General features: G+C 33.6%; 18 protein-coding genes and 1 pseudogene. 13 read left to right on the top strand and 6 right to left on the bottom strand.

What is annotated here, in order from left to right:
* Positions 1-7 precede the first annotated feature (7 nt).
* Positions 8-175: a DUF3933 family protein gene (locus tag ACXKY9_RS09045; RefSeq protein WP_000816391.1), complete on the top strand. Its 168-nt coding sequence runs from the start codon at positions 8-10 to the stop codon at positions 173-175.
* A gap of 113 nt (positions 176-288) precedes the next feature.
* On the opposite strand, the gene ACXKY9_RS09050 is transcribed toward ACXKY9_RS09045, so the two are convergent.
* Positions 289-1254 carry a patatin-like phospholipase family protein gene (locus tag ACXKY9_RS09050; RefSeq protein WP_000686789.1) on the bottom strand — a complete coding sequence of 322 codons (966 nt, stop codon included), beginning with the start codon at positions 1252-1254 and terminating at the stop codon, positions 289-291.
* A gap of 87 nt (positions 1255-1341) precedes the next feature.
* Positions 1342-1482, bottom strand: coding sequence for a YjcZ family sporulation protein (locus ACXKY9_RS09055; RefSeq protein ID WP_000540423.1), 141 nt, complete (start codon positions 1480-1482; stop codon positions 1342-1344).
* 223 nt (positions 1483-1705) lie between these two features.
* Between ACXKY9_RS09055 and ACXKY9_RS09060 the strand changes: the two genes are divergently transcribed.
* From ACXKY9_RS09060 to ACXKY9_RS09075, 4 genes are all read left to right on the top strand, one after another.
* On the top strand, positions 1706-2458 hold the full coding sequence (locus tag ACXKY9_RS09060) for a YwqG family protein (RefSeq protein WP_001034835.1): 753 nt from the start codon (positions 1706-1708) through the stop codon (positions 2456-2458).
* A gap of 150 nt (positions 2459-2608) precedes the next feature.
* Positions 2609-3769, top strand: coding sequence for a transglutaminase domain-containing protein (locus tag ACXKY9_RS09065; RefSeq protein WP_000520856.1), 1161 nt, complete (start codon positions 2609-2611; stop codon positions 3767-3769).
* Positions 3770-3874: 105 nt separating this feature from the next.
* On the top strand, positions 3875-4072 hold the full coding sequence (locus tag ACXKY9_RS09070) for a DUF4083 domain-containing protein (protein ID WP_001048102.1): 198 nt from the start codon (positions 3875-3877) through the stop codon (positions 4070-4072).
* A gap of 31 nt (positions 4073-4103) precedes the next feature.
* Complete coding sequence (locus ACXKY9_RS09075; RefSeq protein WP_000024999.1) at positions 4104-4565, top strand: NUDIX hydrolase; 462 nt, start codon at positions 4104-4106, stop codon at positions 4563-4565.
* Between the two features lie 49 nt (positions 4566-4614).
* Here ACXKY9_RS09075 and nadE read toward each other — a convergent pair whose 3' ends face one another.
* Positions 4615-5433, bottom strand: coding sequence for an NAD(+) synthase (gene nadE / locus ACXKY9_RS09080; RefSeq protein ID WP_000174901.1), 819 nt, complete (start codon positions 5431-5433; stop codon positions 4615-4617).
* Positions 5434-5708: 275 nt separating this feature from the next.
* On the opposite strand from nadE, the gene ACXKY9_RS09085 reads away from it, so the two are divergent.
* The 3 genes from ACXKY9_RS09085 (at position 5709) to ACXKY9_RS09095 (ending at position 9214) form a co-directional block, all read left to right on the top strand.
* Positions 5709-7589: an FtsX-like permease family protein gene (locus tag ACXKY9_RS09085; RefSeq protein WP_001026002.1), complete on the top strand. Its 1881-nt coding sequence runs from the start codon at positions 5709-5711 to the stop codon at positions 7587-7589.
* A 115-nt stretch (positions 7590-7704) separates the two neighbouring features.
* A complete protein-coding gene (locus ACXKY9_RS09090; protein WP_000648325.1) occupies positions 7705-7992 on the top strand; it encodes an AbrB/MazE/SpoVT family DNA-binding domain-containing protein in 288 nt (95 codons plus the stop codon).
* Between the two features lie 274 nt (positions 7993-8266).
* Positions 8267-9214 carry a serine protease gene (locus ACXKY9_RS09095; protein ID WP_000099756.1) on the top strand — a complete coding sequence of 316 codons (948 nt, stop codon included), beginning with the start codon at positions 8267-8269 and terminating at the stop codon, positions 9212-9214.
* 41 nt (positions 9215-9255) lie between these two features.
* Here the strand turns inward: ACXKY9_RS09095 and ACXKY9_RS09100 are convergent, their stop codons facing one another.
* Entirely contained in the window at positions 9256-9564 is a 309-nt protein-coding gene (locus tag ACXKY9_RS09100; protein WP_001259906.1) for an ArsR/SmtB family transcription factor, read from the bottom strand.
* 106 nt (positions 9565-9670) lie between these two features.
* Here ACXKY9_RS09100 and ACXKY9_RS09105 point away from each other — a divergent pair, with 106 nt between their 5' ends.
* The 4 genes from ACXKY9_RS09105 (at position 9671) to ACXKY9_RS09120 (ending at position 12590) form a co-directional block, all read left to right on the top strand.
* Positions 9671-10606, top strand: coding sequence for an aldo/keto reductase (locus ACXKY9_RS09105; protein WP_000874082.1), 936 nt, complete (start codon positions 9671-9673; stop codon positions 10604-10606).
* A gap of 47 nt (positions 10607-10653) precedes the next feature.
* Entirely contained in the window at positions 10654-11829 is a 1176-nt protein-coding gene (locus tag ACXKY9_RS09110) for an MFS transporter (protein WP_001082497.1), read from the top strand.
* Between the two features lie 48 nt (positions 11830-11877).
* Positions 11878-12084 (top strand): hypothetical protein, encoded by a 207-nt coding sequence (locus tag ACXKY9_RS09115; RefSeq protein WP_001101741.1) that lies wholly within the window; start codon positions 11878-11880, stop codon positions 12082-12084.
* 143 nt (positions 12085-12227) lie between these two features.
* Positions 12228-12590, top strand: a complete 363-nt coding sequence (locus ACXKY9_RS09120) for a DUF805 domain-containing protein (protein ID WP_001198794.1) — start codon at positions 12228-12230, stop codon at positions 12588-12590.
* A gap of 199 nt (positions 12591-12789) precedes the next feature.
* Here the strand turns inward: ACXKY9_RS09120 and ACXKY9_RS09125 are convergent, their stop codons facing one another.
* Positions 12790-13014: a hypothetical protein gene (locus ACXKY9_RS09125; RefSeq protein ID WP_000162602.1), complete on the bottom strand. Its 225-nt coding sequence runs from the start codon at positions 13012-13014 to the stop codon at positions 12790-12792.
* 84 nt (positions 13015-13098) lie between these two features.
* The gene (locus ACXKY9_RS09130) at positions 13099-13446 is read right to left on the bottom strand and encodes a DUF4257 domain-containing protein (protein WP_000426317.1); all 348 of its coding nucleotides are present in this window, start codon (positions 13444-13446) and stop codon (positions 13099-13101) included.
* 196 nt (positions 13447-13642) lie between these two features.
* On the opposite strand from ACXKY9_RS09130, the pseudogene ACXKY9_RS09135 reads away from it, so the two are divergent.
* A pseudogene (locus ACXKY9_RS09135) lies at positions 13643-14169 on the top strand (DinB family protein).
* Positions 14170-14260 lie beyond the last annotated feature (91 nt).

Here is a 14260-nt window from a genome sequence, read left to right on the forward strand (position 1 = left end):
GAAAGTAATGAAACAATATGTAATTTGCCAAATGATCAATGGAGGAAAATATTTAGCTGCTTATGCGGAGACGAAGCAAGAGGCGATTGAAAAAGCAGAACTGTTAGGATTAAGAACGGGAAATCGTTACATAGTTATAACTGCAGAAGAAGCCGAAGGCTTAACGTATCCTTAAACAATGTATGAGATTATATAGGAAGTAAATAAGTCTAGTAATATAAGAATTTACTAGGCTTATTTACTATTAAGTTGTTAAACGTTCTCGTATTTATACGCAAAGTAATAATATTATGAGTCAAGTTGACGAAAAAATCGATTTGTCTTTCGGTCTTGATTTCCTTTTCTATACTCATCAATATATTGCCTAAAGTTCCAAGCTTGTAAAAATTTATTAGCAGAGTTATAACCAGAATTGTAAAGCCAGTCTTTTTCTTCCTTCGTCAGTTCAAAATTAGTACTTGTAATCGTTCCTGTTGGAATTGTAATTGTTCTTGCTTTTGATTCCTTATCTAAATGACGTAAATCATGAGCTTGCATCATTGTTTTAAATAGTCCTTTGAACATAGAAATAGGCTCGTTATAGTGAGCAGGGTCAGCTTGAATCTCATCTTTTACAAAATGAAATCCGAAAGTCGGCCAGCGAGGAGCGGTAGGTGAATCGAAGATCCAAATTGGATAATTACTTAGAATTCCTCCGTCAACCATATAACAAGGCTGCTTCCATTTTGGAGTTCTCCATTTTACGGGTTCAAAGAAGAAGGGGATTGTACTACTCATTCTTACCGCTTTAGCGATAGAGAAGCGATAATTTAAAAATCCATAGTTTGGTAAGTCGTCAGGAAAGACAACCATTTTACCATTACTAATATCAGAAGCGATGATTTTGAGTTTGTTTAGATCCGGTAAATCAGTAAATAAATGAACACCTTTTTTTCGAAGTAATTCTTCAATCCATTCTTCTATAAATACATTAGAGTATATACCTAGAGTAGTCCATGCACTTAGTCCTTTTCCGATAAAGGGGATTTTGTCAATAAAGGTTTTCTTCGTAAATTTATTATAATCGATATCAGTTATAATGGTTTTTAGCTCTGAACAAGAATATCCTGCAGCTAAAAGTGCCGCGATAATTGCACCAGCTGATGTTCCAGCTACACGTTCCCATTCATAACCTTTTTCGGCTAACGCGCAAATTGCCCCAACATGCGCAATACCGCGCACACCGCCTCCTTCAAAAACACCATCAATCTTCATTAAACATACTTCCTTTCAAATAAAAGATTTGGAAATGGCAAAAAAGCACGTATTGTACGTGCTTTTTTACAATGGTTTTTAAGTTTACTAGCAGCCTACAAAGCCGCCCCAACAGCTAGCTCCGATGATGATTAGAAGGATGAATAAAACGATTAATAAAGCGAAACCTCCGTAACCACAACCACCACAGCTACCGCCGTAACCGCCGCAACTATATCCGTAACCCATGTGGAATTCCTCCTTATATTAAAAATAAAAATGAACGAGGGGAAAATGTACTGGAAGAACTAAAGAACTATCGTGTTTGTAGGAACAATGTATAGTATGCTTTTTTAAACTTGTTCGCGTACGAAGGATAAGCCCGTTTTTTGGAGGCTTGTTGATTTTGTAAAGAATGAAGTATAATCTTTGTACTATGATATAAATAAGTATGTAAATGTAAGGAGAATTTATGAATAAAAAAATTGAAGTATTAATTGATAAATATGAACTAACACACTTGAAAGAGGAACTTATTAATACTGTATTTCCTTGTATAAAAGTTGTGCCAAAGCAGCAGGAAACTGTTGCGATAGGTAGTTCGAAAATGGGAGGAGTTCCTGATTTACCAGCTTTATTTGAATATCCAAAGCATAAAGGAAATCCACTACAATTTATCGCGCAATTTAACTTAAGTGATTTACAAAACGTTGGTATGGATCACAATCTTCCTAAGACGGGGATGCTGTATTTCTTTTGCATTGAAAATTATTTTGAAGAAAATGTGAAGCTAACAGAGGCTGGGGGTGTACTTTATTATGATGTTCCTGTAGAGCAATTACGAAGAGGAAATGAAGTACAAGCGAAATATAACCAGTGTGCAATTACTTTTGAACTGACATACAAATTACCAGAACTTTTCATTGAAGATGAGGCTGATTCAGATCGTTTCTTGCAATTACTTGAAGAGCTAATTCCGGATAACTACGATAACCATCAAATGTTTGGTGAGCCATTCTCTGTACAAGAAGAAGTGTTATATGAGACGGGAGAATATATGGGAGTAGACCCGCAGCAAATGACTCTTTTATTCCAAATTGATTCAGATCATAAAAATTGTAATATGGTTTGGGGAGAACTAGGGATGCTATATTTCTGTATTAGTAATGAAGATTTGAAAAATCAACGTTTTGAAAATACATGCTGCGTATTACAAACATGCTAATGAAAAAAGGTTGTTCTTTTAAAAAGAACAACCTTTTTATGTGAATTAGTTAATATGCATAATCTCATATGACCTATACGAAAAAGTATTGTATACTCTGAAACTATACGATACTTTTTCGTATAGTTATAGAATATAAGGAGTGACAAGATGGGAAAGACAAGTAAGTATGTGACAGCTGCCGCACTTTGTTCAACTATAGTAATGGGAGGCTTACAAGCGTCATCTGTATCTTATGCAGCTACAAATCCGACTACAGTGACAGCACAATCAGATGTAAAGTTATTAGATGATTTCAGAAAAGAATTAAAAAAACAGATTGATAATCGAGAAGAGAATATTACAATCACATATAAAACAAAAGATAGAAATGCTAGAAATATTATGGATCAATTGTATGGTGAGTTTAATAAAATTGTAGATGCTGATGAGTATGTAAAATATAATGTAGCGTCTACTAGATATTCTATTAAAGGAATGCCAGGGGACTATACGTTTACACTGCAAGTAAAATACCGTGAATCAAAAGAACAAACTCAATATGTAAAAGCTCAGGCGAAATCAATTGTTGGATCAATTGTAAAACTAGGGATGGATGAGCATGAGAAAGTAAAAGCTATTCACGATTACGTTGTTAAGCATGTGTCTTATGATACGTCTTATCAAGCGTATACAGCATATGAAGCATTAGCGAATCGTTCTGCCGTTTGCCAAGGATATACATTATTAACGTATGAGTTGTTAAAAGAGGCAGGTATTCAAAATCATATTGTAACAGGCACAGGAAATGGACAAGCTCACGCGTGGAATTTAGTGAACATTGAAAACAAATGGTATCACCTAGATACTACATTTGATGATCCAGTACCAGATAAAGCAGGGCGTGTAACTTACTCATATTTTAATATGTCTGACGAACAGTTAAGTAAAGATCATGAATGGGATCGTAGCAAATATCCAGCGGCAACTACAAGTTATTTTGGTGAATTAACAAATAAAATAAAAGCTGGTAGCTCAAAAACTGTCGTATATGAGCAGATGTTAAAAGAAACAAATTTACAATACTTATCTGCAGAATACGGAGCAGAAAATTATAATGAATTTAAGAAAAAGTTGCAGCAACAGTTTGCAGCCAAGCCAGAAAAAGTAGAAGTGCGATATAAGCAGTCCATGGATGGAACGATGCAAGATATAAAGAAAGTATTAAATGAAATAAATTGGCCAAAAGGTGCAAAGCGTGTGTCTTATCAAGTAGCGCCTTACAGTGCATTGGCGGGTTATTCATTAGCGACAATTACATTTACGTATTAAGCAATGGGAAAAAGCATCTGTAAAAGGTGCTTTTTTTATTAATTGATTGCTTTTGAATATTAAGAATTGTGTGATAGAATAAATGGATAAGGATGTGAATGTGGAATGAACTTGTTCGAAAGTAATATTTTTACATTGATATATACTTGTTTAGTAATCGGACTTATCGTTTTGTTTTTCATATCATTTACTTTGTTTATTAGAAGAGTATTACAAAGCAGTGCTGCAAAGAAACACCACGTGATTAATATGAACCAGAAGCTAGATCGAATCATTGAATTGCTTGAAAAAGATAAGAAATAGCGATAGAAGAGGTATGAAAAGGGGAAAGAGAATGGCCAATTATATAAAAGAATTACGTGAAAAAGTAGGACATGATTATGTTTTCTTAAACTTTGCCGGTGGTTGTGTATTTAATAAAGAAGGAGAAGTATTACTGCAAAAAAGAGGAGACTTTAACGCTTGGGGATTTCCAGGTGGTGCAATGGAGATAGGAGAATCAGCTGCGGAAACTGCAATCCGAGAAATCAAAGAAGAAACCGGGTATGATGTAGAAATAAATGAGCTTATTGGAGTGTATACAAAATATTTTCAATCATATCCAAATGGAGACAAGGCTCAGTCAATTGTGATGTTCTTTTCATTCTCAATAGTTGGAGGTGACAAAAAAGTAGATGGTGATGAAACGCTGGATTTGAAGTTTTTCCCGTTAGACGACATGCCACCGTTATTTTGTAAACAACATGAAGATTGCCTGCAAGATTTATTGGAGAAAAGAGTAGGGGTATATCGTTAACATATAAAAAAGAAGCTAAATGAAGATTAGCTTCTTTTTTATGTTTAATTTATTTCCACCAATCATCAAACATTGACGCTGGTACTTGTCTTTTATGCTCACTCACTGTGTAACGTTTTTCAATTTTCTCTGCAACGTCAGCTGGAACTGCTTTACCTTCTAAATAATCATCTAATTGATCATAAGTAATACCTAACTCTGTTTCATCAGCTTGACCTGGTTTTTCATCTAATAAATCAGCTGTTGGCATTTTTAAGTAAAGTCGCTCGTCTGCACCTAACTCTTGTAATAATGCACGTCCTTGGCGCTTCGTTAATCCCGTTAATGGTAATAAATCTGCACCACCATCTCCGAATTTTGTAAAGAACCCTGTTACAGCTTCTGCAGCGTGATCTGTTCCGATAACAAGTAGCCCTTTTTGTCCACCAATTGCATATTGAGTAACCATACGGATACGTGCTTTCACGTTACCTTTATTGAAATCTGTTAATGATTCACCCAATAAGTTTTCATATTGATTTGAAAAAGCATCAACAGTTGAAGCAATATCAAATGCAACAGATTGATCTGCTTGAATGAATTGTAATGCTAATTGTGCATCATCTTCATCTTTTTGTACTTTATAAGGAAGACGCACGGCGATAAACGTTGCATTACCACCTTCGTTACGAATTTCTTCAACTGCAAGTTGTGCTAAGCGTCCTGCTAATGTAGAGTCTTGTCCGCCGCTAATACCAAGTACAAATCCTTTTGCACCTGTTTTTTTTACATAATCCTTTAAGAAATCAACTCGTTTACGAATTTCAACTTTTGGATCAATTACAGGCTGAACATGTAATGCTTTCATAATCTGTTCTTGTAATGTCATTATGTTTCCTCCTATTCATATTAAAGCGGTAATTAAGTTTATATGTATAATGGTACATACTTCTATCCTTTATTATTTCGCAAAATTAACGAATATACAATAGGATGTGTGTATGAATATGAATATGAATGTAGTCATTATAAATAAAGTACTACGTATAAGCAATTTTTTTAAACCTTTCAAAAATGTAAGGTTTTTGTCATTTGAATCGATGGAAGGTATTTCCGCACTTTACTAATATAAAAACATAGATAGTAGAAGGGCGGAGAAGTAATATGAACATTAGAGAACTAGCATATCGGAATGTAACCCGAAATAGACGGACATACTCAGCCTATTTTTTGAGTAGTGCATTTGCAATTATGGCCTTTTTTGTGTATTCATTTTTTGCGTTTCATCCGGCATTAAGTGCAGGAGAATTAGGTCAGTACGTATTCGTAAGTATGTCTTTTGCACAGTCTATTATTTACTTATTTACATTCTTCTTTATTTTATATTCGATGGGAATGTTTTTAAAAACGAGAAAGCGTGAACTAGGGATTTTAATGATGTTAGGTATGACGAAATATCAATTAAAGCGTCTAATCTTTTTTGAAAATATTATGATTGGAATAGGGGCAATTATTTTTGGTATTCTTTCAGGTATGTTATTTTCAGGGGTATTACTATTTGTCGCTCCGATGATATTGAAACTAGATATCTCCTTATCCTATTACATACCGATGAAAGCAATTGTTGTAACGAGTATTATGTTTTTTATTTTATTTATGATCATATCATTGTTTAGTGCAGGAATGATTCGTAAAAATAAGATTATGAAGTTGTTTAGAGGATCGGCAGAGGCGAAACCTGAACCGAAAGCATCAATCATTTCTTCCATATTAGCAGTAGTATTGCTTAGTGCTGGCTATGTAGGAGCTCTTCTATCACATGGAGCAATGGTATTTATTATGATGATTCCTGTTACAACGGTAGTTATTATTGGGACGTATTTGTTGTACAAGCAGCTGAGTGTCTTTATTATTCGATTATGTAAAAAAAGTAAACGTTTTTATTGGACACAGACTAATATTATTACGTTATCAGATTTAGCGTATCGCATGAGAGATAACGCAAGAATGTTCTTTATTGTAACCATTATTTCTACTGTAGCATTTTCCGCAATAGGGACATTAGTTGGCTTCGCATCCATGACGAAAGGGATAATGGAGAGACCGATTTCGTTTCATTACCATTCTAAGCAAGGGAATAGTAACGAATCACAGCATATACAAATGATTGACAAAGGATTAAAGAAACATAGTATAGCAGCTTCAAAAACTAATATTTCGACAAAGAAAACGGAGGAACAGTCGTTAAGAAGCGCCATTTTTATAAAAGAATCAGACTATAAGAAATATGCAAAGTTAACAGGAGAACCATTTAATACTGTAGCAAATAAAGAAGTTGTATTTTTGTCAGCTAATATACCAGGGCCAACGATGAAAGAAAGAAAAGAAATTACTTTACCTAATATGAATGAAAATTTAAAAGTGAAAAAAGTTACTTCATCTTCATTGGGGAAAATATTAAGAGGAAATGTTTATGTAATCTCTAATAATCAATATGATTCATTACAAGATGGGTTTATAGAGACAAAAGATTATATGTATAAAACTGAAAGAACGAAAGATGAGATTGAAATTGGTAAAGAGCTTACGCATCAAATTAAACCGTATCAAGAATATTCAACGTTTAGTGCGGAAGAGTACGAGCAAAACCAAAGTTTACAAATTGCAGGACCGATTTTATTTGTAGGTTTCTTTATTGGTATAGTATTTTTCGTTTGCGCAGGAAGTTTCCTTTACTTCCGTTTATTCTCCGATTTGGAGGATGATGTTCGTTTGTTCGAAATGATTCGTAAAGTTGGATTGACAAGTAGGGAATTATCGAAGGTAGTTACAATTCGATTGGCGCTTTTATTCTTCGTTCCAATTGGTGTTGCAACATTACATGGAGCAGTAGCCTTAACGGCGTTAGGGCAAATGTTTGAGTACTCATTGTTTAAAGAAAATACAGTTGTATTAAGTATTTTCATAGTTATTCAAGTTGTATACTTCTTACTTATAAGATCCCGTTATGTAAAACAATTGAAAGAGAGATTACGTATGCATTAAATGTGTTTTTTTAACTCGAGTACAAAATTTTCTAAAAAGAGGCAAGTATTGTCAAAAAGTGATAAAATGGAAAAAGCGAGGTGAAAAAATTAATAGAGAGTAAGGGGGGAGAAATATGAAAGCAACAGGAGTTATTCGAAAAGTAGACGAATTAGGACGAATTGTTATCCCTAAAGAATTACGCGATGTATTGGGAATACAAATCAAATCACCGCTTGAAATTTTTGTAGAAGCAGATAAAATCATTTTACAAAAATATCAACCTTACAATGCTTGCCAAATCACAGGTGATGTTTCAGGGCAGAATATTACATTAGCAAATGGAAATATTACAGTTGGCATAGAGGGAGCGGAATATTTAGTAAAAGAAATAGAAAAGTTTTTAAACAAGAGTGAGGTTTAGTCTTAATTTATATTATTTTTCAAATACATATCATTCTTTTAAAAGACTGTAAGAGGACCATTAATTGGTCCTCTTATTTTGGTTATTAGTTGAACGACTCGGGTTGTTACTTCCTACAAATCATAGGGAAAATAAAGAAGTATTATAGAGGTAGTAAATGATGTTGAGAAATATTTGAAAAGAAGGAAAACAAAAAGAATAAAACGAATGTTACATTTACACGTATTCAAAAGTGGTCTGAAATGAAAATAATACATTTTCAGGAGGGATTACGATGAGTAGTACAGTGAATAAACAAAAAGGTATACAATTGATTCCGTTTACCGTAAATAAGGTGGTAGAACAAGTAAATGAAATTCCACCAGGTGTACAACTGATTCACGCTCCGCAAGTATGGGAAAAGAGTGTGAAGGGGCAAGATGTAGTCGTTGCCGTATTAGATACAGGGTGTGATACTAATCATATAGATTTAAAAGATCGTATTATCGGCGGAAGAAATTTCACAAAAGATTATGAAGCTGATCCAAATGTGTATCTTGATAATAACGGACATGGTACTCATGTTGCGGGAACGATTGCCGCGACTGAAAATGGTGTCGGTGTATTAGGAGTTGCACCACTTGCTAAAATGTTAGTATTAAAAGTTTTAGCGGGAGATGGTTCTGGAAGTTATGAGCAAATTATTGAGGCAATTCATTATGCTGTAAATTGGAGAGGGCCGAATCAAGAGAAAGTGAGAATTATTTCAATGTCACTTGGTGGTCCGCAAGATGTTCCAGAATTACATGAAGCAATTCAAAATGCGGTAAAGCAGGATGTTCTCGTTGTATGTGCTGCTGGAAATAATGGAGATTGCGATGATGAAACAGAGGAACTAGACTTTCCGGGTGCGTACTCCGAGGTAATTGAAGTTGGTGCCGTTAATTTAGAGCGGAAGATTGCATGTTTTAGTAATTCAAATCAAGAAATTGATCTAGTAGCGCCAGGTGATGAAATATTATCTACGTATCCAGAAGGAAAATATGCTGTGCTAAGTGGAACTTCCATGGCGACGCCGCATGTTGCTGGAGCGCTCGCCTTGCTCATTAAACAGTGTGAGAAAGAATACGGTCGAAAGTTATCGGAGCCGGAAATATATGCACAACTCATTAAAAGAACTGTACCTTTAGGGTACGAACGTACATCTGAAGGGAATGGATTAATAGATTTATTAAAAGAATAGCCATATTAAAAAAACATCTCATATGAATATGAGATGTTTTTTTAATATGGCTCTGTCGCATGTAATACAACTTGTAATAAACCTGGGAATCTAGCATTTAAATCTTCTTCACGAATTGAAATGAAACGTTGTGTTCCTTCAAGGCGCGTGTACATAACACCTGACTCACGTAAAACTTTGAAATGGTGAGATAAAGTTGATTTTGCAACAGGGATGTTTAAAGCACCACAAGATTGTTCATTTTTCTCTAGTAACATATTTACAATTTGTAAACGAATTTGATCGCTAAGTGCATATAAGACAGAAGAAAATTGAATTTCTTCTCGATTTGGATGATAGAGTGTACGCATATTTCACCTACTTGTATAAGTTAAGATATTTGCACTATAACATATAAAGTGGTATATTTCTATTGTTCGAATATATTCGAACAATAGAAATATAGGGGGAGAAAAAATGAAGTATATAAAATTGCAAAAGGCAGGATTAAATATTTCAAAGTTGGGTTTAGGTACAAATGCAGTAGGGGGACATAATTTATATGCTGATGTGAATGAAGAAGAAGGAAAGCGATTAGTAGAAGAAGCTATTCAGCAAGGGATTACATTTTTTGATACAGCAGATTCATATGGTTTCGGTAGATCGGAGGAATTAGTAGGAGAAGTATTAAAGGGAAAACGTCATGAGTTTATACTTGCTACAAAAGGTGGAATTCAACCGTTGTTAAATGGAGAAACTTATATTAACAATGAACCAAGTTATTTAAGGAATGCTGTGGAAAATAGCTTAAGAAGATTACAGACTGAATATATTGATTTATATTATTTACACTTTACAAATCCTGAAACAAGTTACATAGATTCAATCGGAGAGCTTACTCATTTAAAAGAAGAAGGGAAAATTCGTTCAATTGGAATATCGAACGTAAACATAGAACAATTAAAAGAGGCGAATCAACATGGTCATATAGATGTTGTACAATCTCCATACAATATGTTAGAACGTACAGCTGAGGAAGAACTGTTGCCGTATTGTATAGAAGCGGGTATTTCATTTATTCCATATGGGCCTCTTGCTTTTGGAATATTAGGCGGAAAATATACAGAAGATTTTAAATTAAATGAAGTCGATTGGCGTCAAAATGTAAATCTATTTGAAGAAAATACATATAAGAGTAATTTTAAGAAAGTGAATAAGTTAAAAGGGCTAGCTAAAGAAAATGATATTGAAGTGTCTCATTTAGCGTTAGCATGGTTATTAAATAAAGAAGGGATTGATACTGTTATACCTGGTGGAAAGCGGGCAGAGCAGGTAAGAGAAAGTGTGAAAGCGGTAGATGTTGCATTGAATGAAAGAGTCATGAAAGAAATCCAATCTATTTTAGAAGATTAGTTAAACAGAGGGAGAGTACCCTCTGTTTATATAAGGAGAAGGTCTAAATGAACAGAGTACTAGCTGTATTTTTTATGATAATGTTTATGATCGGTACAGATACTTTCTTAATTTCACCACTGTTGCCGACATTGCAACAGGTGTATCATGTTTCAACTGAGTTGTCAGGATGGATGGTGAGTTCGTATGCTTTAGGGTATGCTGGATTTGCGCTTGTGGCTGGTCCTATATCAGATGGATTAAACAGAAAAAAAGTAATGGTACTAGGTATGAGTTTTTTTGCAATAAGTACGTTTTTTTGTGGAATTGCACCGAGTTTTTTATGGATGCTAACATTTAGATTTTTAGCAGGTGTAAGTGCAGCTTTTGTATCTCCACAAGTGTGGGCATCTATTCCGCTTCTTATAGAGAAGAAGCAAATTGTGAAAGCAATTGGTGTTGCAACAGCAGGGTTATCAATCTCTCAAATTTTAGGGCTGCCACTGGGAGCTTATTTAGCAACGATACATTATACAATTCCATTCTATTTCATTGGTATATTATCAGCACTACTTGTCATTCTTATTTATGTTGTATTACCAGAAATACAGTCGGTTCATATAGGTGGAAATAAAAAAGCGATTTTACAGCGTTATAAACAATTACTTACAGATTCAAAGGTTTCACTTTCTTATTTTGCATACTTTGTTTTTCAAACCGGAAATTTTGCTGCATTTTCATTTTTTGGTGTATGGCTTTCCATTCAATTTGGCTTACAAGTTCATGAAGTAGGTACAGCTATGCTCGTATTAGGATTAGGAAATTTAATTGGTAATATTTTTGGTCCTAGAATCGTAAATAAAATTGGTTATAACCTTTCTTTCTATGGTGGAATTATATTTACAGCAGTGCTATATGTATTACTTCCTCATGTAAAGAACATTGTATTGGTGGAGTTATTGTTCTTTGCTTTATTTTTTGTGACAGGAATTTTGTTTGTATTAATGATGAGGCACTTACAAAACATGTCTAGTGTAGCAAGAGGAACAGGAGCGGCGCTTGCAAATGCTTCTATGTACATTGGTCAAATGATTGGTGCGGCAATAGCTGGAATGTTATTTGCAATATCTCACAATTTTATACTTATAGGTAGTTTTACTGCGTTACTATATATAGGAGCTTTATTTTTGTTTAGAAAAAGTGAAAAAATTACTGAAAATAGTGAAACAGGAATTGCATCATAAAGCTTGTATAAATATTTCGCAAATCAGAATTAATAAGAGTGTGAATACATGAATGTGCTTTTAATTAAAGTGGTTACTAAAAGTATAGAGATAGTAGAAGAAATGTATTGTAACAAAGTTATGAGGAATCAAAAAATAAAAATCCCTATAAAGATAGGGATTTATATATCGGCATATAGTTCCTTGGAAAAGGATATACTTAGTTTAGCATATCGGACTACTTATATTTGTGAAATAGATGTGAAAGTAATGTGAAAAATGCCGAAGGAAAAAACTATTTAAATAGAGGGCAATTTAGATGGGGATATGGATTTTACATAAATGTTGTGTTATATTTCTACTTATCTGTTAATAATTACATATTTTAATTTTATTGGGGATAAAAGGGAGAGGTTTAAATGCAATGGTATTTGAAAGCTCTAAAGAATTATGGGAATTTTAGTGGTAGAGCTACGCGAAAAGAGTACTGGATTTTTAGTTTATCCAATATCGTAATTTTTTGGCTACTGTTATTTTTATCATCATTTTCAGAGGTGTTAGTTGCTATTATTGCGTTGCTATTTATGTTAGTAATGATTATACCAAGTTTTTCGGTTGGTGCACGACGATTACATGATATTGGGAAAACGGGATGGTGGCAACTATTAAATTTTGTACCGTTTGGTAGCATTGTTTTACTTGTATTTTTTATCATTGAAAGTGAAGAAAATGACAATCAATACGGACCAAATCCGCATTCAGATTTAAAAGAAGCGATTTAATAAACTTATTTAGTTTGTAGCATTACTAGTTCAATTATTTTATCTATTATTAAAATGGTTTGCGTGGGCTAATATTATTAGGTTGATCTTTAGGTCTAGATGACTTTTGAAACTGTAAAAATGGAAAGATAAAGGCAGAGAGAATATAGCATGGAAAGAAAAAAATTCTAAATAAAAAGCACTGTTTTAGCTAATGTAGCTAAAACAGTGCTTTTCTCTTTGATTGAACAGTTGCAGCATTTTCATCATGTATACCTGCATCTTTAATAATTCGTTGTTTTGCTTTATTTAATAGATGGTTTACTGCTTCGCCAAAATAGTTAGCTTCGCTTTTTGTGCGGGCTTCTCGTAAACATTTATAGTTTTCTAGCAGTTCCTCTTTTTCGGAGTTTGTTAAGAAATCTTCTATTTTCTTTTTTGTCATACGAAACACCCTTTCTCCTGACAAACGACGCAATAGAAAATATTTATTTCTCATTATAACAATAATTTTAAAAGAAAGTATACACTAACGTCGCAATAATTTGTCAATTTCTTGAATCTTCTCATCAGCTTTCCCAATTTGCGTATTTTTAGCCTGTTCGCCACCAAGAGCTTGATGTAGTAAAAAAGTTTGACCGGAAATAGCAGTTACAATGGATACTTTTATAATTTCTTTTATTGCGGTGACATCGAATAAAACGAGCCCAAGAAGTGCGGCTAGGCTACCAGTAAAAATATCAGTTAAAAATCCAAAATGAAAAAATGTTTTCAAACGGCGTGGAAGCAATAACTTACCTTGGTTATTGATTAGATGGGAAACGAAGCCGGTAATGCCACCAACGAGAACAGCGGTTAGCCATTGATACATTTCCATCGAATCCACTCCTTTTAGTGAATAAGATTCGATTATTTCATATTGATTCCTTTTAATATTTCATATAAGCATATTGAGAAAGTTTGTTTGGGTATATTTTGTATTCAAATTAATTATAACAGAAAATTTAGATAGATTTCAGTCTATTATATGAATCATTTTTACAATAATATGAATGCAGAAAGGGGTGCGTGATATGAATATAGATTATCGAATAAGAAGTGTAGATGGTTATACAAAAAAATAGGGGAATTAGTAAGCCTGCTTGAGCATACGAGAGCTGTAACATTAGGCGAAGTAAAAAATTTATCAGTTGAGCAATTAGATTTAATTATGCAAAGCAGCGGAAATTCAATTGGCGCCTTATTAAAGCATATAGCAGCTATTGAAAAAGTTCATCAGCTTATTTCATTTCAAGATCGTGACTTTACAAAAGAAGAATTAGAAATATGGGAAGATGCACTGTATTTAGGGGAAGCGGGTAGAGCAATCCGTGGTCATGAAATAAAGTATTATGTACAACTTCTACAAAGTGTTCGAGAAGAATCTCTGAAGTATTTAAGTGAACAAGGTGATGAGTGGCTCATGTCAGAAAGAAAGTGGCCTAACGGTGTAGCATATAACCAGCACTATCTATGGTTTCATGTGCTAGAAGATGAAATTAGTCATCGAGGACAAATTAGAATGCTCAAAAACAAGTTATTTGAAAATTACGTAAAATAATGTAGCTTTTTATAGGAGAATTCCATATAATGAGAATAATTAAAATAAGAACGGGGTGATGTATTATGGCGAAAATAACTTATATGAATAA

The sequence above is a fragment of the Bacillus sp. 2175 genome, assembly GCF_057812155.1.